Genomic DNA, 18,657 nt, shown 5'->3' with positions numbered 1-18,657 from the left:
TGCCTGGCGTCCGCCGTCCGGTTCAGTCCTGCTGTACCTTCTTGCGCCGCTCCAGGTAATTCGACATGCTGACAAAGAATGTGGGCGTGATATAAAGCGTCAGCAGCTGCGAAAAAATCAGGCCGCCCACGACTGCGATGCCCAGCGCCTGGCGCGACTCGGCGCCGGCGCCGATGCCGAGCGCGATCGGCAAGGTGCCCAGCAGCGCCGCCATGGTGGTCATCATGATGGGCCGGAAGCGCTCGGCGCAGGCCTCCTGCATGGCCTCCACTGCGCCCAGCCGCTTTCCGTCTTCGCCGGTGCGCATCAGCTCCAGCGCGAAATCGACCATCATGATGCCGTTCTTCTTGACCAGGCCGACCAGCAGCACCAGGCCGACAAAGCTGAACAGATTCAGTTCCTGTCCGAACAGCCAGAGCATCAGGAGCGCGCCGAAGCCGGCCATCGGCAGCGCGGTCAGTATCGTGACCGGGTGGACGAAATGTTCGTACAGGATGGCCATCACCATGTAGATCAGCAGCACGGTGACCAGCAGCAGGATGGGCAGGCTGCGCAGCGAGTCTTCGAACGCCTTGGCGGCGCCGGCAAACGTGCCGGTGAACTGCCTGCTGCCGGCGGCGCTGAGCTGGTGCACGGCCTCGGTGGCGGTGCCCAGCGCCACGCCGGGCGCGGTATTGAACGACATGGACACCGCCGGCAGGCCGCCATAGTGGTTGACCGCCACCGGGCCGACATCGCTGCGCACCTGCGCCACGGCGCGCAGCGGCACCATGTCGCCGCTGGCGGACAGCAGCGACAGCTGGTCGAGCGCATTGATATCGGCCTGGAACTGCTTGTCCACTTCGAGGATGACCGGATACTGGTCGGTGGCGCCGAAGATATTCGACACCTTGCGCCCGCCGTACGCGCTTTGCAGCGCCGTCTGTATCTGGGCCGGACTGACGCCGACCGCAGCGGCCAGGTCGCGCCGCATCTCGACGCGGATTTCCGGATTGCGCAGCTGCAGGTCGCTTTTCACGTCCTGCAGTTCCGGCAACTGGCCCAGCCGGCGCAGGAAGTCGTCCGACGCCGGATACAGGGTTTCCGTCGCGGTGGACTGCAACACGTACTGGAGGCCGGTGTTGGGACCGACGCCGATCTCGATGGCGGGCGGGTTACGCAAGGTCAGCTCGATCCCCTGCACCCGGTTCGCTGCGCTGCGTATCCTGGCGATCACTTCGTCGGCCGACGTTGTTCGCTGCGCAAACGGCTTCAGGCCGATCAGCAGGCGCCCGCTGTTGCCCAGCGTGCCGTCGCTGCCGATGACCGACATCACGGCGTCCACGTCGGGATCGGCACTGACGATGGCGGCGATCTTGTTCTGCCGCGCCAGGAAGGTGGCGTACGGCGTTCCCTCGGGCACCCGCGTGTCGCCATCGATCTTGCCCGAGTCCACCTTGGGAATGAAGCCCTTGTCCACCACGTGGTACAGGCCGACCATGCCCACCACCACCGCGCCCGAGAGCAGCAACATCGCACCGCGGTGCTGCATGCACCAGGCCAGGCTGCTGCGGTAGCCGTTCAGGGTGGCCGTGAAGCCCGCTTCGAACCAGCGGAAGATCGTCATCTCGCTTTGTTTGGCGCGCAGGTAGCGCGCAGCCAGCATGGGCGTCAGCGTCAGCGAGACGGCGCCCGACAACATCACCGCGACCGCCATGGTGACGCCGAATTCGGTAAACAGGCGCCCGACGATACCGCCCATGAACACGATCGGAATGAACACTGCCGCCAGCGACAGCGTGATCGAGACGATGGTGAAGCCGATTTCGCCGGCGCCGGTCAGGGCCGCCTGCTGGCGCGGCATGCCCTGCTCGAGGTGGCGTACGATGTTTTCGAGTACGACGATGGCGTCGTCCACCACCAGGCCGACAGCGAGCGTGAGCGCCAGCAGCGAGACGTTGTTCAGACTGTAGCCGAGCAAATGCATGACGCCGAAAGTGCCGATCAGCGACGTGGGCAGGACCAGCACCACGATCAGCGTGGCCGACAGATTACGCAGGAACAGCATGATCACCACCACCACCAGCACCAGCGACGCCACCAGCGTCCACTCCACGTCGTGGATCGACTCCTTGATGTAGTCGCCGCGGTCGTACAGGATCTGCAGCTGCATGTCGCCCGGCAGCTGGCTGCGGATCTCCTCGACCGCCTTGCGTGCGGCCGTGGTCACCGATACCGTGTTGGCGCCGGGCTGGCGGCGCAGGTTGACCTCGATCGCGCGTTGCTGGTTGACGAAAGCGGACGTCTTGATATTTTCCACGCTGTCCACCGCGCGGCCCACGTCGCGCAGCCGCACCGGCTGGCCGTTATCGTAGGCCAGCACCAGTTTGCCGAACGACGCCGCGTCGTGCAGCTGGCCGTCGGCCTTGACCGTGTAGCTGCGGGCCGTGCCGTCGAGCGTGCCCACCGGCGCGTTGGTGTTGGCGTTCTGGATCGCGCTCACCACCTGGTCGAAACCGAGCTTGCGCGCCGTCAGCGCATGCGGATCGACGTACAGGCGTACCGCATAGCGCTGGGCGCCGTTGACATCGATCTGGCCGACCCCGCTGACGGTCTGCAGGCGCAGGGCAATCCGGTCCTTGGCGAACTGGTTCAGGTCCGACAGCGGCAGGGTCTTCGAGCTGATCGCCAGGTGCATGATCGGCGCATCGCTGGGATTGGCCTTGCGCAGCTGGGGCGGATCGATATCGGTCGGCAGCAGCGCCTGCGCCTGCGAAATCGCTGCCTGCACGTCCTGGGCGGCAGCGTCGATATTGCGTTCCAGCTTGAACTGGATCAGCACCCGCGTACTGCCGCTGGTGCTGGTGGACGTGATGGTATCGACGCCATCGATGGCGCTGAACGCGCGCTCGAGCGGCGTGGCGACGGAATTGGCCATGGTCTCCGGACTGGCGCCGTTCAGCGTCACGCGCACGCTGACGGTCGGGAAATCGACGTTGGGCAATTCGTTGACGGGCAGGCTGGCAAAGGCAAAGCCGCCGAAGATCACCAGAGCGCTCATCAGCACGGCCGTCATCACCGGGCGGCCGATGAACAGTGCGCTGATATTCATCGGCTGCCGCCGTTGCTGGCGGTTGCAGGAGCTGCCGCACCCGACGTCGCGGTGATCCTGACTGCCGAACCATCGCGCAGAGTCGACGGCAGCGCCGCGAGCACGGTTTCGCCGGCGGCCAGGCCGGCCGCGATCGCCACCGTGCCATCGAGGATGCGGCGCACCTTGACCGGCCGCATGCGCGCCACGTCGTTCTGCACCACGAACACGTAGGGGCCGTTCTGCCCCTGCTGCAGCGAGCGTTCCGGCACCGTGACCGACTGCTCGTCGTCGCCGAGGATGATGCGCAACGCGTAGAATTCGCCGGGCCACAAGGCATCGTCGCCGTTGTCGAAACGCGCTTTGAGGGTCACCGCGCCGGAAGTATCGCCGAACGCGTTATCGACGAACAGCAGGTGGCCGCTGGCGCGCAGCTTCTGGGTCAGGCTGTCGCGCGCCTCGACCGCCAGGCGGCGGCCGGCCGGCTGCTGGCGCAGGGCGTCGCGCAGCTCGCGTGCCGTTTCCTGCGGCAGCGAAAACACCAGATCGACCGGGTGCATCACATTGATCACCAGCAGCGGGTTGCTGTTGTTGGCGGCGACCAGGTTGCCTGTCTTGACCAGCACCGCCCCTGCGCGGCCGGCAATCGGCGCCCGCACGGTGGCGTAATCGAGGGCAATGCGGGCCTGTTCGATCAGCGTCTTGCTGGCCGCAGCCGCTTCCTGCAGCGACTTGTAATTGCTGACGGCGGACTCGTAGTCGCGCGCCGACACGTACTCCTTGTCGGCCAGCGGCTTCAGACGCGCTGCCGCGGCGCCGGCATCGCTGGCCAGGGCCTGGTCGCGCGCATACTGGGCGCGGGCCTGCGCCAGGCTGGTGACCAGCGGTGACGATTCCAGCTCGAACAGTACCTGGCCGGCCCTGACCTGGTCGCCGTCATGCACGAGCACACGGCGGATGATGCCGCCCGTCTGCGGTCGCACTTCGGCGCTGTCCCGGGGCTGGACCTTGCCCACGCTGTCGACCACCTGGGCCACCGCCTGCTGCCTTGCGACCGTCACCTCGACCGGAATCGCGGGCGCCGCCTTGGGCTTGTCCTCGGGCTTGCGCTGCCACCACCATGCGATGGCGGCCAGCGCCACCAGCACGACGACGGCCAGCAGTGTTGAATGTTTGATGCGTCCGCTCATGGCCGACCTTTCTGATTTTCGGCCAACGCGCTGCGGCTGCCGACTGCATAAGCCAGGCTGGCATAGGCCAGCCTGGCGCCATACTGGGCCTGTATCAGGCTGACACGGGCCTGGGCCGCATCGCTCTGGGCGACCATCAGCTCGAGCAAGGTGCCCACGCCCACGCGGTAGCGTTCGCGCGCGGCCGCCTCGGCCTCGGACGCGCTGGCCAGCAGATCGCGGGCGCTGGCAATCACCGCGCTGGCGCTGGCGGCGCCCTGGAAGCTTTGCCAGACTTCGAGCTCGACGCTTTGCTGCTGCTGCCGCGACTGCGCAGCCAGCTGCTCGACCCGGGCCTGCGCCGCGCCCGTCTGCGCGCGCACCAGGCCGCCGTCGTACAGCGGGAAGGACAGGGCCAGACCGATGGTGCGACTGCCGGCAGGGCTGGTATTGTTACTGAAGCTGCGGTTCAGCTGGGCGCTCAATGCCAGCGTCGGCAGGCCCTGCGCCCGGGTTGCGCGCAACTGCGCTTCGCCCTGCCGCAGCTGCGCCTGGGAGGACGCCAGGTCGGCGCGCGTCAGGCGCGCCATCGCCAGCAACTGATCGACGCCGGGCAGGTTGGGCTGGTCGGCCAACGGGGCACCGTCATCGGCCAGCGCCAGCGCGCTGGTCACCGGCAGGCCCACTGCACTGGCCAGCTGGCCGGCAGCACTGCGTGCAGACGACTGCGCCTGCACCAGTTGCAAGCTGGCCAGGCTCAGCGCGGCGTCGGCCTGCGCCGTGTCACCGGCGGTGCCGACGCCGGCACTGCGCCGCGCGCGGGCAGCGTCGGCGCTGGTGCGCGCGGCGGCAACGGTCACCTCTGCTGCCGCCGCCAGCTGGCGCGCGCCGAGCAAGGTGAAATAGGACTGCTCGACATCGTTGAGCACCGTCTGCAATTCCCGGTTGTACAGCAACCGGCTGCTGAGCTCCTGCCACTGCGCCGCTTCCACAGCGTCGGCGCGGGCGCCCGCATCGAACACGATCCACGCCAGGCTCAAGCTCGGCGACACTGTCCGCGTGACACCCGAAGCGTCGGCGCCGCTGGCACGCGAGATCGTGAACGGGATATTGGCATTGACGGCGGGTTTCAACAGGGCGCGCGCGCCATCGACCCCGAACTGGTCGGCCAGCGCACCGGCCCAGGCGGCCTTGGTGGCCGGGTTGTGGGCCAGCGCATAGTTGCTCAACTGGGCCAAGGTCCAGGAAGTGGTCTGGGTGGCGGGATCGGCAGCGTCCGGCGCCGTAAAAGGTCTGACCGGCAAGGATTGCTGTCCCGTTGCGACCGGCCACGGCTGACCGGCAACCGGCGCACTGTCCACACCCGCCCTCGCTGCCGCGCACCACACCATCGCGCCCAGCACCAGCACGCTGGCGGTGCGCATGCGGGCGTGCCGCCTGTAAAACAAGGGCGCACTCATGAAATGCGTCCGCCCAGGCGGCAGCAACCGACCAGCTCATCTGACAACGAACCATCGCGGCGCGGAGCAAAAGCCAACGTTGCCTTATATGAAACTGGTTTCATTGAATAGCTGCAATTTAGAAATATCGACGCTAGCGATGTTGAAGCAAGGTCCGCTTGCCATCCGTACGCTAGCGAACATTGGGGTGCGATTGCAGCGGACAAAAAAAAGCAGCCACGCGGGCTGCTCGATCGTACTGCGGTACCAGAAGTGGCTTACCTTTTTGTTTTACGTAGCCAATATCCGTTGTCATGCAAGTCACGTCAATCGAAATCTGCGGCGCGCCGCGACGCTGTGGCGCGGCGGCGACGGAAAATCGGGTAAAGTGGTGTAATCGATAACCCGACCGCAATCAGTACTCCGCACCATGGCCTATCCGATAGAACACAAGCTGGTGGTCGGCATCGCGTCGAGCGCGCTGTTCGACCTGACCGAATCGCACCAGGTGTACCTGGAAAGCGGCGCGGAAGCGTACCGCCAGTACCAGGAACGTCATCTCGATGTCGTGCTCGGCAAAGGCGTGGCGTTTCCGTTCATCCGTCGTTTCCTGTCGATCAACACCCACCATGCGCAGGCAGCGCCGGTCGAAGTGGTGCTGCTGTCGCGCAATTCGCCGGAAACGGGGTTGCGCGTGATGAACTCGATCGCCCATTACGGCCTCGACATTTCGCGCGCCTGTTTCGTGACCGGCAAGTCGCCGTACACCTACCTGCCCGCCTTCAATACCTCGCTATTCCTCACCGCCAACGAGCAGGACGTGCGCATGGCGCTCGACGCCCATTACCCGGCCGGGCTGGTGCTGCCGGGCCTGACCGAGGACGACGATGCCGACGGCGAGTTGCGGGTGGCCTTCGACTTCGATGGCGTGATTGCCGACGACGAATCGGAAACCGTCTTCAAGCGCAACAACGATGTGGCCGAGTTCCATGCCCACGAGCGCGAGCGGGTGGCGATTCCGCACCAGCCGGGGCCGCTGGCCGACCTGTTCCAGAAGCTGTCGGCCATGCAGCGCCTCGAAGACCAGGCGCTGCTGGCCGATCCCGGCTACCAGCGCATCCTGCGCATTGCCATCGTCACGGCCCGCAGCGCGCCCGCGCACGAGCGCGTGGTCACCACGCTCAAGAGCTGGGGCGTGTCGGCCGACGAAACCTTTTTCCTGGGCGGCATGGAAAAGGCGCGCATCCTGTCGATCTTCAAGCCGCACCTGTTCTTCGACGACCAGCTCAGCCACCTGAAATCGCCGGCCGGCAATATCCCGATGGTGCACATCCCGTTCGGCATCGCCAACCTGGCGGCGACCCACGCACCGAAGCCGGGGTAGCCGCCTGCCCGGTGACGGGGCTTCGTCTATAATGTCGGCACCGTTTATCACCGTGCCTCGCAGCCCCAGCGCCTATCCTCGTGTCCCTACAAATCGCCAACGTTCTCCCCAAACCCGGCAACCGGTTTGCCCTGCCCACCCTGCATGGCTCGTCGGACGCCTGGGCGCTCGCGCAAGCGGCGCTTGCCCTCAAACCGCAAGGCCGCATGCTGGCCGTGATCACGTCCAGCGCAGCGGACGCGCAGCGCCTGCGCGACGAGATACCGTGGTTTGCGGGCGAGGACGTGCGCTGCCACCTGCTGCCGGACTGGGAAACGCTGCCCTACGACGCCTTCTCGCCGCACCAGGACCTGGTGTCCGAGCGCCTGGCCACGCTGCACGAAATCTCGGGCGGCCAGTGCGACGTGCTGCTGGTACCGGCCACCACCGCGCTGGTGCGCATGGCGCCGCCGTCGTTCCTGGCGGCCTACACCTTCTTCTTCAAGAAGGGCGAGTCGCTCGACGAAGCGCGCCTGAAATCGCAGCTGACCCTGGCCGGCTACACCCACGTGACGCAGGTGATGTCGCCCGGCGAATACTCGGTGCGCGGCGGCCTGATCGACCTGTTCCCGATGGGTTCCGCCCTGCCCTACCGGCTCGACCTGTTCGGCGACACGGTGGAAACCATCCGCACCTTCGATGCCGACACACAGCGCTCGCTGTACCCGGTGGGCGAAGTGCGGCTGCTGCCGGGGCGCGAGTTCCCGATGGACGAAGCGGCGCGCACCACGTTCCGCAGCCGCTGGCGCGAGCATTTCGAGGGCGACCCGTCGCGCTCCGTGGTGTACAAGGACATCAGCAGCGGCATCGCCTCGGCCGGCATCGAATACTATCTGCCGCTGTTCTTCGAGCAGACCGCCACGCTGTTCGACTACCTGCCCGACGGCGCCGCGCTGGCCCTGGTCGGCGACATCGACGCCGCCATCAAGCGCTTCTGGGCCGACACCACGTCGCGCCACCGCTTCCTGAAGGCCGACCGCGAACGCCCGATCCTGCCGCCCGAAATGCTGTTCCTGTCGGACGAGCAGTTCTTCACGCTGGCCAAGCCGTACGGCCGGATGACGATTGCCAGGGATCCCGACCAGGGCGCGTCCGAACTGTCGGCGCCGATTCCGAATATCGCCGTCAACCGCCACCTCGACGATCCGCTGACCAACCTGCGCAGCTACCTGCTGCAGGCCGGCACCCGGGTGATGATCTGCGCCGAGACCAACGGCCGCCGCGAAACGCTGCAGCAGTATTTCAGCGAATACGACCTGGCCCTGACGCCGGTCGAAGGTTACGAAGGCTTTGCCACCTCTGATGCCAAGCTGGCGCTGGGCGTGGCGCCGCTGCACGCCGGTTTCGAGCTGGCCACGCCGACCGAGCGGCTGATCTTCATCACCGAAACCGAGCTGTATGCGGGGTCGGGCCGCCGGGTCGGCAAGAAGAAGCAGGAAGCCGTCACCCAGGTCGAATCGATGGTGCGCGACCTGTCGGAACTGAAAATCGGCGACCCCGTGGTGCACATTAACCACGGCATCGGCCGGTACATGGGCCTGACCAGCATGGACCTCGGCGAAGGCGAAACCGAGTTCCTGCACCTGGAGTACGCCAAGGACACCAAGCTGTACGTGCCGGTGTCGCAGCTGCACGTGATTTCGCGCTACTCGGGCGCCTCGCCCGACGACGCACCGCTGCACACGCTGGGCTCGGGCCAGTGGGAAAAAGCCAAGCGCCGCGCGGCCGAGCAGGTGCGCGACACGGCCGCCGAGCTGCTCAACCTGTACGCGCGCCGCGCGCTGCGCCAGGGCCACGCGTTCGAATATTCGGCGCATGATTACGAACGCTTCGCCGAGAGCTTCGGCTTCGACGAGACGCCCGACCAGCAGGAAGCGATCAACAACGTGATCCGCGACATGACCTCCGGCAAACCGATGGACCGCCTGGTGTGCGGCGATGTCGGCTTCGGCAAGACCGAGGTGGCGCTGCGCGCCGCCTTTATCGCGGTCATGGGCGGCAAGCAGGTGGCGATCCTGGCGCCCACCACCCTGCTGGCCGAGCAGCACGCGCAAACCTTCACCGACCGCTTTGCCGACTGGCCCGTGCGCATCGCCGAGATGTCGCGCTTCCGCACCGGCAAGGAGATCAACCAGGCCATGAAGGGCATGGCCGACGGCACGCTCGATATCGTGATCGGCACGCACAAGCTGCTGTCGGACGACGTCAAGTTCACCCGCCTGGGCCTGGTCATCATCGACGAGGAACACCGCTTCGGCGTGCGCCAGAAAGAGGCGCTCAAGTCGCTGCGCGCCGAAGTCGATGTGCTGACGCTGACGGCCACGCCGATTCCGCGCACGCTGGGCATGGCGCTCGAGGGCCTGCGCGAGTTTTCCATCATCGCCACCGCGCCGCAAAAGCGCCTGGCCATCAAGACCTTCGTGCGCAGCGAGGGCGAATCGATCATCCGCGAAGCCTGCCTGCGCGAACTGAAACGCGGCGGCCAGGTGTACTTCCTGCACAACGAGGTGGAGACCATCGGCAACCGGCTGGCGATGCTGACCGAGCTGCTGCCCGAGGCGCGCATCGCGGTCGCGCACGGCCAGATGCACGAGCGCGACCTGGAAAAGGTCATGCGCGACTTCGTGGCGCAGCGCTACAACATCCTGCTGTGCACCACGATCATCGAAACCGGGATCGACGTGCCCACCGCAAACACCATCATCATGCACCGCGCCGACAAGTTCGGCCTGGCGCAGCTGCACCAGCTGCGCGGGCGCGTGGGCCGCTCGCACCACCAGGCTTACGCCTACCTGCTGGTCAACGACGTGCAGGGCTTGTCCAAGCAGGCGCAGCGCCGGCTCGACGCCATCCAGCAGATGGAAGAACTGGGCAGCGGCTTCTACCTCGCCATGCACGACCTGGAGATCCGCGGCGCCGGCGAAGTCCTCGGCGACAACCAGTCGGGCGAGATGACCGAAGTCGGCTTCCAGCTCTATACCGACATGCTGAACGAGGCGGTGCGCTCGCTCAAGGCCGGCAAGGAGCCGGACCTGGCGGCGCCGCTGGCCACCACCACCGAGATCAACCTGCACACGCCGGCGCTGCTGCCGGCCGACTTCTGCGGCGATGTCCACGAGCGGCTGTCGATCTACAAACGGATGGCCAACTGCACGTCGCAGGGCAAGATCGACGACCTGCAGGAAGAGCTGATCGACCGTTTCGGCAAGCTGCCCGACCCGGTCAAGGCGCTGATCGAAACCCACCGCCTGCGCATCGCCGCCAAGACCGTCGGCATCATCAAGATCGACGCCCACGGCGAAGCAGCCAACCTGCAGTTCATGGCCCAGCCGCCGATCGACCCGCTGCGCATCATCGAGCTGATCCAGAAAAACCGCCAGATCAAGCTGGCCGGCCAGGACAAGCTGAAAATCACGGCAGCCATGCCGGACCTGGCGTCGCGCGTCGCGCAAATAAAAGGTGCAATTAAACAACTTACCGGGAACTAGGCCCCGGCAAGGGCAAGCGACGAGGTTGACCGCGGGCCACTTCCGTCGTAACTTGAACACTGCATTCAAACAACGCAGTCCTCACCCTATCGATAATGACAACCGCTACAACATCCATGAACCTGGTATTACAAGGGGGCGACGACTGCCGCGCGCGCCTGGAACGCATCGCTGCGCTGACGGCGCCGCGCTCGCTCACCTGGCTGAGCGAGCGCGCCGTGCGCTGCGAGGGCATCGCCTTTTCGCCGGCGCTGCGCCAGACCATCGAGGTGGCAGCCAACGCCGCCCAGCTCGACGCGACCTATACCATCGGCTTGCAGAAACTGAGCGACTTCAAGCTGGTGGCGATGGACATGGATTCCACGCTGATCACCATCGAATGCATCGATGAAATCGCCGACATGCAGGGCTTCAAGGCGCAGGTATCCGAAATCACCGAAGCGGCAATGCGCGGCGAGCTCGATTTTGCCGCCAGCCTGACGCGCCGGGTGGCGCTGCTCGAAGGCCTCGAGGCTTCGGCGCTCGCGCGCGTGTACGACGAGCGCCTCCGGCTGTCGCCGGGCGCGGAAACCATGCTGCAGGCGGTCCAACGGGCCGGCCTGAAAACCCTGCTGGTCTCGGGCGGCTTCACGTTCTTCACCGAGCGCCTCAAGGAGCGCCTGGGCCTCGACTACACCCACGCCAACGAACTCGAAATCATTGACGGCAAACTGACCGGCAAGGTGCTGGGCGCCATCGTCGATGCGGACGTCAAGCAGCAGACCGTGGAGCGGGTGTGCGCGGAACTCGGCATTTCGCCGTCGCAGGCCATCGTCATGGGCGATGGCGCCAACGATCTGAAAATGATGAGCATCGCCGGCATGTCGGTGGCGTTCCGCGCCAAGCCGGTGGTGCGCGAACAGGCCAGCGTGGCGCTCAATTTCACCGGACTCGACGGCATCCTGCCGCTGCTGGCGTCTGCATGACGAAACTCACGTCCAAAGGCTGTCTCCAGTGCCGCCAGGCCGAGCCGCTGGGGTTCGAGTTCGCGTTCGCGTACCAGCCCATCGTCGAACTGAGCACGCGCCAGATCTATGCCCACGAGGCGCTGGTGCGCGGCCCCAATGGCGAATCGGCATGGTCGGTGCTGTCGAAAGTGAACGAAGACAACCGCTATGCCTTCGACCAGGCGTGCCGGGTGGCCGCCATCGAAGGCGCCGCCAGGCTCGATCTGCAGGGGTATTTGTCGATCAACTTCCTGCCCAACGCCGTGTACATGCCCGAAGCCTGCATCCAGCGCACGCTGCAGGCGGCCGAGGAATCCGGCTTCCCGACCGAACGCATCATCTTCGAGGTGACCGAGGGCGAGCAAGTGCAGGACCGGCCGCACCTGGTCAACATCTTCCGCGAATACCGGCGTTTCGGTTTCCAGACCGCGATCGACGATTTCGGCGCCGGCTACGCGGGCCTGAACCTGCTGGCCGAGTACCAGCCGCACATCATCAAGATCGACATGGACCTGGTGCGCGGCATCGACACCAGCAGCGCCAAGCAGGCCATCGTGCGCGGCATCGTGGCGATCTGCCGCGACCTCAATGTAAAAGTGCTGGCCGAGGGCATCGAAACCGCTGCCGAACGCGACACCCTGCGCGGCGCCGGCATCGACCTGATGCAGGGCTACCTGTTCTGCAAGCCGGCCCTGCGCGCAGCAGGCGTCATCGATCCGGCTGCCTGGGGTTGAACGGCGTGCATGCCTGCGGCTGCCGCCTGCTCGAGGTGGACGATGCCGTGCAAAAGGCAGTGATACCGCTGGCGCTGCTGTATCCGGCAACCGGCAGCGAGACCACCGCCCGATTCGGTCCCTACACGCTCGACGTGGCGCAGGATGCGGCGCCCGTCGGCGGCCCGTATCCGCTGGTGGTGGTCTCGCACGGCAATGCCGGCACGCCGTGGGCCTACCGCGAACTGGCCCGGCACCTGGTGCAGGCCGGCTACGTGGTCGCCCTGCCCGCCCACCCCGGCAATACCCGCAACAACAATAACCGCGCCAATACGGCCGCCAACCTGGCCAACCGGCCGCGCCACATCTCGGTCGTGATCGACGCTGCTTACCGCGCGCTGCCAGGCATGCTGCTCGCCGACACGGTGGCCGTGATCGGCCATTCGATCGGCGGCTACACGGCGCTGGCGGTTGCCGGCGGCCAGCCGTGGACCGGCCCCTACGAACGCAAGACCAACCCGCCGCAGCCGGTGCCGGTCACGCCCGATGCACGGGTGCGGGCGCTGGTGCTGCTGGCGCCGGCCACGGCCTGGTTCCGCCCCGGTGCGCTGCGTGAAGTGCATCAGCCGATCCTGATGATCACCGGCGATCTCGACGTCAACACGCCGGTGGCGCACGCACTCAACGTGCTCGACGGCGTGGCCGATCGCAGCCGGGTCGTGCACAAGGTGTTTGCCGGCGCTGCCCATTTCTCGTTCATGAGCAAGTTCCCGGCCGAGATGACCAGGCCGGAATTCCACCCGTCGCAGGACCCGCCCGGTTTCGACCGCGCTACGATCCAGCCCGCGCTGTTCGACGACATCACCGCTTTCCTGCACCGTACGCTGGGCGACACAGCGACACATTAAGCGCGTTCGGGCAACCGCGATTCCGTTATACTTTTTCTTGTATTTTTCTTTATATTTTTTGTTACCGCCCACCTGAAAGGAAACGCCATGTCGCAAGAACTGATACTTGACAGCCGTGACAGCTCGGCCAAGACCATGGCCTGGTGGCTGTACGTCGTGCATGCCGTGAGCTTCATCTTTTCGCTGGGCCTGTTTTCGGTGATTCCGCTGGTGATCAATTACGCCCAGCGTCCCGCCACCGCCGGTACCTTCGTCCACAGCCACCACACCTGGATGATCCGCTCGTTCTGGTGGTACGTGGTGTGGATCGCGGTCGGCGGCGTGGCCTTCATCACCATCATCGGCATCCCGTTCGCTTACCTGATCTGGCTCGGCGCCTGGTTGTGGAAGGCCTACCGTCTGATCTCCGGCTTCATGCGCCTCAACAACAACGAGGCGGCTGCCGTCTAAGGCTGGCCGCCCTGCAGCAGCTGCAGGGCCTGGCGCAGGCCGGCAACGATCACGCCATAGGCCTGGCGCCGGCTCGCTTCGTCCGGCGCGCGCAGCACATAGGACGGGTGATACACGGTCACCAGCCAGCGGCCGTCGTGCTGCACCGGCACCGGCTGGCCATCGCTGATCATCGCCGTCATGGTGGCCGCGCCATCCTGCAGCAGCGACTTCAAGGCCGTGCTGCCCAGCGCCACCACCACCTGCGGCTGCACGCGTTTCAGTTCCTCCTCCAGCCACAGGTGGCAGGCCGCCACCTCGCGCTGCGCCGGCGTCTTGTGCAGGCGCCGCTTGCCGCGCGGCTCCCACTTGAAATGCTTGACCGCGTTGGTCAGGTAGATGTCGTCGCGCGCCATGCCCGCTTCCTGCATGGCCCGCTGCAGCACGGCGCCGGCCGGTCCCACGAACGGCACACCCTGCAAATCCTCCTGGTCGCCCGGCTGTTCGCCGACCAGCATGATGCGCGCGGGCGCCGGCCCGATGCCGGCCACCGGCTGGGTGGCGTGTTCCCACAGCGCGCAGCGGCGGCACTGGTCGAGCGAAGTCGGCAAGGTGCGCTGGGGCTGCGCCCGTTCGGGGGCGATCGGGATGTCGGTGGCGCCGCTGCGCTGCCCCACGGTGCCGGTCTGGCCGGTGCGGCGTTCGCCATTGTTGGCGGCCGTGACCATGGCCGGCACGATCGCGCCTTCGGGCAGATGCTTCCAGAACCGCGACGGGATATGGCTGCGCAGCAGGTCGGCGTTCACCCGCGCCGGGTTGAAGATGCTGCGGTAATAAGTGAGCCACAGCGCTTCGCCGGCGTCCTCGATATCGGCTGCGCTGCGCAGCAGCGACGGCGCTTCGATCAGTTTTTCGCCATCCCACAAAATGGCCTGGCCCGGCGTGGCGATCATCCAGGTGGTGGGCCCCATGCGGCGGGCGAAATGGCGCGCCACCTGCGGCAGCACGTCGTGCACCGGCTCGAACCAGGCCACGAAGCGCGGCGCGCCGTCCTCCTCCTTGCGTTCGCGGAAGCGCACGTAGGCGTGCATATCGTGCTGCTCGCGGTGCACGGCTTTCACCATCGCGTACAGCCGAGCGCCGTCGGCATCGGCCGGCGACACCACGTCGCGCTCGCCGAGGTGCCAGCGCCAGATCACCTTGTACAGGAATGACCAGCGGTCGAGCGCATTGAAGCAGGCGGCATCCTCGATCATGTCCATCAGCTGGCGCGGCACGCGCAATTCGGCGCCCGGCGGCGGCATCGCCGGCACCACGGCAGCGCCGGCAGCGGCACCGAAACCGGAAAACAGGTCGCCATCCTCCGGCTCGCTGGCCCACTCCACGTACTCGGGCGCGATGCTGCGTGCCACCAGGTCGCGCGCGGCGGTGCGCCATTCGGCGAAAGTGCCGACCACGCGCCGCGTCATGCTGCCTGCAGCTCCGGCCACAGATTCATCTGCTGCGGCGCCACGGCCATGGCCCGTCGCAGGTGCTCGGACGGGCTGGCGTCGTTGGCCGGGAAGTAGTCGGCCGTGATGATGAACGGCGCGATCTTCTTCAAGCTGCATTTCAGGCGCGTGAGGTCGGCGTAGCGGACCTGGCGCAAACGGCGCAGATCGACGATGCGCTGGGCGTTACGCAGGCCGATGCCGGGAATGCGGGCGATCATGTGCGGCTCGGCGCGGTTGAGGTCCATCGGGAAATGCTCGCGGTTGGCCAGCGCCCAGGCCAGCTTGGGATCGATGTCGAGCGCCAGGTTGCCGGTCTTGGGCAGCAGCTCGTCGACCTGGAAGCCGTAGCTGCGCAGTAAAAAATCGGCCTGGTACAGCCGGTGTTCGCGCACCATCGGCGGCGGCACCAGCGGCACGCTTTTCGGACTTTGCGGAATCGGGCTGAAGGCCGAGTAGTACACGCGTTTGAGCTTGTAGCTGCCGTACAGCGTTTCGGCGGTTTTCAGGATCTGTTGATCGTCGCTGGCATCCGCGCCGACGATCATCTGCGTGCTCTGGCCGGCCGGAGCGAAGCGCGGCGCTTTCGGCTCTTCGGCTTTTTCGTCGAGCTTGCGGCGGATCGAGCCCATCGCCAGCTTGATCGTATGGACGCTTTTTTCCGGCGCCAGCTTCTGCACGCTGTCCTGGGTGGGCAGCTCGATGTTGACGCTGAGGCGGTCCGCGTAGCGGCCGGCAGCGGCGATCAGCGCCGGGTCGGCATCGGGGATGGTTTTCAGGTGGATGTAGCCGCGGAACTGGTGCACCTCGCGCAGCTCGCGTGCGATCTGCACCAGCTGCTCCATCGTGTAGTCGGCCGACTGGATGATGCCGGAGCTGAGGAACAGGCCGTCGATGTAATTGCGCAGGTAAAAATCCTTGGTCAGCTTGACCACTTCGGCCACCGTGAAGCGGGCGCGCGGCACGTTGGACGTGCGGCGGTTGACGCAATACTGGCAGTCGTACAGGCAGTAATTGGTCAGCAGGATCTTGAGCAGCGAGACGCAGCGTCCGTCCGGCGTGTAGCTGTGGCAGATGCCCATGCCGGTGGTGGCGCCGAAACCGTCCTTGCCGACCGAATGGCGCTTGGGCGCCCCGCTGCTCGCGCACGACGCGTCGTACTTGGCCGCATCGGCCAGGATTTCCAGTTTGTCCGTCAGTTCCATGATCTGCTCCGCACCTGTATAGGCATACAGTATAGCAGAACGGATCAGGCCAGCAGCGTCTTCAGTACGTCTGTCAGCGCCGCCGATTCGGCATCCGTACCAATCGAGATACGCAGGAACTGGTCGATGCGCGCCTGCCTGAAATGGCGCACCAGGATGGACCGCTCGCGCAGGCCGGCAGCCAGCGTGGCCGCGTCGTGCTGCGGATGGCGCGCAAACACGAAGTTGGCCTGCGACGGCAGCACCTCGAAACCGAGCGCCAGCAATTCGGCCGTCAGCCGGCCACGGGTGGCGATGATGGCGCGCGCGCTCTGCGCTGCATACGCGACGTCGTCGAGCGCTGCGACTGCCCCGGCCTGCGCCACCTGCCCCAGCGGATAGCAATTGAAGCTGTTCTTCACGCGTTCCAGGCCGGCGATCAGGTCGCGGTGACCGACCGCGAAGCCGACCCGCAAGCCCGCCAGCGCGTGCGACTTGGACAGGGTCTGGATCACCAGCAGGTTGTCGTAGCGGTCCACCAGCGCGCTCGCGCTGGCGCCGCCGAAGTCCACGTAGGCTTCGTCGATCACCACCACCTGGTCGCGGTGACGGTCAAGCAGCGCCTCGATGCGGGACAGCGGCAGCGCGATGCCGGTCGGCGCATTGGGGTTGGCGATGATGATGGCGCCGCACGGCGCGCGGTAGTCGTCGACATCGATCTCGAAGCGCGCATTGAGCGGCACCGGCTGCGCGGTGATGCCGTACAGGCTGCAGTAGGTGGCGTAAAAACTGTAGCTGATGTCGGGGCACAGCAGCGGCAGCGCATGCCTGAGCAGCGCATGGAAGGTATGCGCCAGCACCTCGTCCGAGCTGTTGCCGACAAAGACCTGCTCGCGCTGCACGCGCAGGCGCCGCGCCACGGCATCCTTGACCGCCGTATTGGCCGGGTCGGGATAGCGGCGCAGGCCGTCGCCGACGGCGGCCTGCATGGCGGCGACGGCTTGCGGCGACGGACCGTACGGGTTCTCGTTGGTGTTCAACTTGATCAGGCCAGGCACGTTGAGCTGCTCGCCCGGCGTGTACGGCGTCAGGCCATGCACCACGTCGCTCCAGTAGCGGCTCATGCCATCACCTCCAGCGCCTGCGCGATGTCGGCGATCAGGTCGTCGGCGTCCTCCAGACCGATATTGAAGCGCACCAGGATGCCGGCGTCGCGCCAGTTCTGGCGCATGTGGGCGATACGGTACGGGATTGCCAGGCTGTTGGCGCCACCCCAGCTGTAGCCGATGCCGAACAGCTGCAGGGCATCGACGAAGCGGTCGGTCTGCGCTTCCGTGTAGCGGGCGTCGAACAGCACCGAGAACAGGCCGCCGGCGCCGGTGAAGTCACGCTGCCAGGTGGCGTGGCCCGGGCAGTCGGGCAGCGCCGGATGCAGCACGCGGGCGATCTCCGGCCGCGCCGCAAGCCAGGCCGCCACCTTGCGCGCCGACTTGTCGTGGGCCTCGAAGCGCAGGCGCATGGTGGGCAGGCCGCGCAGCACCAGGTAGGCGTCGTCGGCGCCCACGCCGAGGCCGAGGCGCATGTGAGCCATGCTCAGGCGGTCGTGGATGGCGCGGTCGCGCGTGATGACGGCGCCCATCAGCACGTCCGAGCCGCCCGACTGGTACTTGGTCAGCGCCTGCATGACGATGTCCACGCCGTGCGCAAACCCGTTGAGCGCCAGGCCGGCCGACCAGGTGTTGTCGAGCGCGACCAGCACGCCGCGCGCGCGGGCCGCTGCGCAGATGGCCGGCAGGTCCGGCACTTCCATCGACACCGAGCCGGGCGCCTCGGTCCAGATCAGCCGGGTGTTCGGTCGTATCAGTTCGGCGATGCCGGCGCCCGCCAGCGGATCGTAATAGCGCACGGTGATGCCGAAATCGGCCTCGAGCCAGCGACCCAGTTCGCGATTCGGGTTGTACACATTATCGGGTAGCAGCACGTCGTCGCCGGCCCTGAGCAGTGCAAGGTCCACCATGGCGATCGCCGCCAGCCCGCTGGGGGCGAGCAGGCACTGGTGGCCGCCTTCGATTTCGGCCAGGCGCGCTTCCAGCGTAAACGTGGTGGGCGTGCCGTGCAGCCCGTAGGTATAGGCGTTCTTGTCCTTCCACTGGCCAGAACGCAGCGCCGCCACGTTTTCGAATAGCACCGTGGACGCATGGTGGATCGCGGTGGGGAACGCATCGAAGCCTGCCGGCGGGCGGTAGTCGGAGTGGATCAGGGCGGTCTGCGGGGATTTTTTGGTGGTCATCGGCGGCGGTAGGCAGATAAAAAAAGGCGGGCCATCTGCATGGTCCGCCTTCATTATAGCCGCGCCGA

14 protein-coding genes are annotated in these 18,657 nt (G+C 66.4%); 7 read left to right on the top strand and 7 right to left on the bottom strand.

Features of this window, described 5'->3' with window-relative positions; translation table 11 throughout:
- Window positions 1-22: 22 nt before the first annotated feature.
- Genes ASF61_RS10345 through ASF61_RS10335 form a run of 3 tightly spaced genes read right to left on the bottom strand, consistent with a single transcriptional unit; the run spans window position 23 to window position 5,663 of the window.
- Window positions 23-3,091 (bottom strand): efflux RND transporter permease subunit, encoded by a 3,069-nt coding sequence (locus ASF61_RS10345; protein WP_056154917.1) that lies wholly within the window; start codon window positions 3,089-3,091, stop codon window positions 23-25.
- Entirely contained in the window at window positions 3,088-4,260 is a 1,173-nt protein-coding gene (locus ASF61_RS10340; protein WP_056154913.1) for an efflux RND transporter periplasmic adaptor subunit, read from the bottom strand. The genes ASF61_RS10345 and ASF61_RS10340 overlap by 4 nt, the downstream gene beginning before the upstream one ends.
- Window positions 4,257-5,663 (bottom strand): TolC family protein, encoded by a 1,407-nt coding sequence (locus ASF61_RS10335; RefSeq protein WP_056154910.1) that lies wholly within the window; start codon window positions 5,661-5,663, stop codon window positions 4,257-4,259. The genes ASF61_RS10340 and ASF61_RS10335 overlap by 4 nt, the downstream gene beginning before the upstream one ends.
- Window positions 5,664-5,697: 34 nt before the next feature.
- Between ASF61_RS10335 and ASF61_RS23245 the strand changes: the two genes are divergently transcribed.
- The 7 genes from ASF61_RS23245 to ASF61_RS10305 all read left to right on the top strand — a co-directional run bounded on the left by ASF61_RS23245 (window position 5,698) and on the right by ASF61_RS10305 (window position 13,646).
- Window positions 5,698-6,075: a hypothetical protein gene (locus ASF61_RS23245; RefSeq protein WP_156369519.1), complete on the top strand. Its 378-nt coding sequence runs from the start codon at window positions 5,698-5,700 to the stop codon at window positions 6,073-6,075.
- Between the two features lie 33 nt (window positions 6,076-6,108).
- Complete coding sequence (locus tag ASF61_RS10330) at window positions 6,109-7,062, top strand: 5'-nucleotidase (RefSeq protein ID WP_056154906.1); 954 nt, start codon at window positions 6,109-6,111, stop codon at window positions 7,060-7,062.
- 80 nt (window positions 7,063-7,142) lie between these two features.
- Window positions 7,143-10,589, top strand: coding sequence for a transcription-repair coupling factor (gene mfd / locus ASF61_RS10325; protein ID WP_056154900.1), 3,447 nt, complete (start codon window positions 7,143-7,145; stop codon window positions 10,587-10,589).
- A 116-nt stretch (window positions 10,590-10,705) separates the two neighbouring features.
- On the top strand, window positions 10,706-11,554 hold the full coding sequence (gene serB / locus ASF61_RS10320) for a phosphoserine phosphatase SerB (RefSeq protein WP_056154896.1): 849 nt from the start codon (window positions 10,706-10,708) through the stop codon (window positions 11,552-11,554).
- Window positions 11,551-12,309 (top strand): EAL domain-containing protein, encoded by a 759-nt coding sequence (locus ASF61_RS10315; protein WP_056154893.1) that lies wholly within the window; start codon window positions 11,551-11,553, stop codon window positions 12,307-12,309. The genes serB and ASF61_RS10315 overlap by 4 nt, the downstream gene beginning before the upstream one ends.
- Window positions 12,310-12,314: 5 nt before the next feature.
- Window positions 12,315-13,196 carry an alpha/beta fold hydrolase gene (locus ASF61_RS10310; RefSeq protein WP_056155467.1) on the top strand — a complete coding sequence of 294 codons (882 nt, stop codon included), beginning with the start codon at window positions 12,315-12,317 and terminating at the stop codon, window positions 13,194-13,196.
- An 87-nt stretch (window positions 13,197-13,283) separates the two neighbouring features.
- Window positions 13,284-13,646 carry a hypothetical protein gene (locus tag ASF61_RS10305; RefSeq protein ID WP_056154890.1) on the top strand — a complete coding sequence of 121 codons (363 nt, stop codon included), beginning with the start codon at window positions 13,284-13,286 and terminating at the stop codon, window positions 13,644-13,646.
- Here the strand turns inward: ASF61_RS10305 and ASF61_RS10300 are convergent.
- Genes ASF61_RS10300 through ASF61_RS10285 form a run of 4 tightly spaced genes read right to left on the bottom strand, consistent with a single transcriptional unit; the run spans window position 13,643 to window position 18,589 of the window.
- The gene (locus ASF61_RS10300; RefSeq protein WP_056154886.1) at window positions 13,643-15,094 is read right to left on the bottom strand and encodes a UdgX family uracil-DNA binding protein; all 1,452 of its coding nucleotides are present in this window, start codon (window positions 15,092-15,094) and stop codon (window positions 13,643-13,645) included. The two genes, ASF61_RS10305 and ASF61_RS10300, sit on opposite strands and share 4 nt — an antisense overlap.
- Window positions 15,091-16,320, bottom strand: coding sequence for a putative DNA modification/repair radical SAM protein (locus ASF61_RS10295; RefSeq protein ID WP_056154882.1), 1,230 nt, complete (start codon window positions 16,318-16,320; stop codon window positions 15,091-15,093). The genes ASF61_RS10300 and ASF61_RS10295 overlap by 4 nt, the downstream gene beginning before the upstream one ends.
- Window positions 16,321-16,364: 44 nt before the next feature.
- Window positions 16,365-17,423: a histidinol-phosphate transaminase gene (hisC, locus tag ASF61_RS10290; protein ID WP_056154879.1), complete on the bottom strand. Its 1,059-nt coding sequence runs from the start codon at window positions 17,421-17,423 to the stop codon at window positions 16,365-16,367.
- On the bottom strand, window positions 17,420-18,589 hold the full coding sequence (locus tag ASF61_RS10285; protein ID WP_056154875.1) for a cystathionine beta-lyase: 1,170 nt from the start codon (window positions 18,587-18,589) through the stop codon (window positions 17,420-17,422). The genes hisC and ASF61_RS10285 overlap by 4 nt, the downstream gene beginning before the upstream one ends.
- Window positions 18,590-18,657 lie beyond the last annotated feature (68 nt).

Origin of the sequence: Duganella sp. Leaf126 (assembly GCF_001423125.1) — a bacterium.
Taxonomy (GTDB): Bacteria; Pseudomonadota; Gammaproteobacteria; order Burkholderiales; family Burkholderiaceae_D; genus Rugamonas.
Note: the sequence above shows the minus strand (reverse complement) of the source record. Positions and strands in the feature narration are given on the sequence as shown.

Coding starts and splice junctions, on each gene's coding strand:
- ASF61_RS10345 (WP_056154917.1), bottom strand. CDS start 3,091: ATGAATATCAGCGCACTGTTCATCGGCCGCCCGGTGATGACGGCCGTG.
- ASF61_RS10340 (WP_056154913.1), bottom strand. CDS start 4,260: ATGAGCGGACGCATCAAACATTCAACACTGCTGGCCGTCGTCGTGCTG.
- ASF61_RS10335 (WP_056154910.1), bottom strand. CDS start 5,663: ATGCGCACCGCCAGCGTGCTGGTGCTGGGCGCGATGGTGTGGTGCGCG.
- ASF61_RS23245 (WP_156369519.1), top strand. CDS start 5,698: ATGAAATGCGTCCGCCCAGGCGGCAGCAACCGACCAGCTCATCTGACA.
- ASF61_RS10330 (WP_056154906.1), top strand. CDS start 6,109: ATGGCCTATCCGATAGAACACAAGCTGGTGGTCGGCATCGCGTCGAGC.
- serB (WP_056154896.1), top strand. CDS start 10,706: ATGAACCTGGTATTACAAGGGGGCGACGACTGCCGCGCGCGCCTGGAA.
- ASF61_RS10315 (WP_056154893.1), top strand. CDS start 11,551: ATGACGAAACTCACGTCCAAAGGCTGTCTCCAGTGCCGCCAGGCCGAG.
- ASF61_RS10305 (WP_056154890.1), top strand. CDS start 13,284: ATGTCGCAAGAACTGATACTTGACAGCCGTGACAGCTCGGCCAAGACC.
- ASF61_RS10300 (WP_056154886.1), bottom strand. CDS start 15,094: ATGACGCGGCGCGTGGTCGGCACTTTCGCCGAATGGCGCACCGCCGCG.
- ASF61_RS10295 (WP_056154882.1), bottom strand. CDS start 16,320: ATGGAACTGACGGACAAACTGGAAATCCTGGCCGATGCGGCCAAGTAC.
- hisC (WP_056154879.1), bottom strand. CDS start 17,423: ATGAGCCGCTACTGGAGCGACGTGGTGCATGGCCTGACGCCGTACACG.
- ASF61_RS10285 (WP_056154875.1), bottom strand. CDS start 18,589: ATGACCACCAAAAAATCCCCGCAGACCGCCCTGATCCACTCCGACTAC.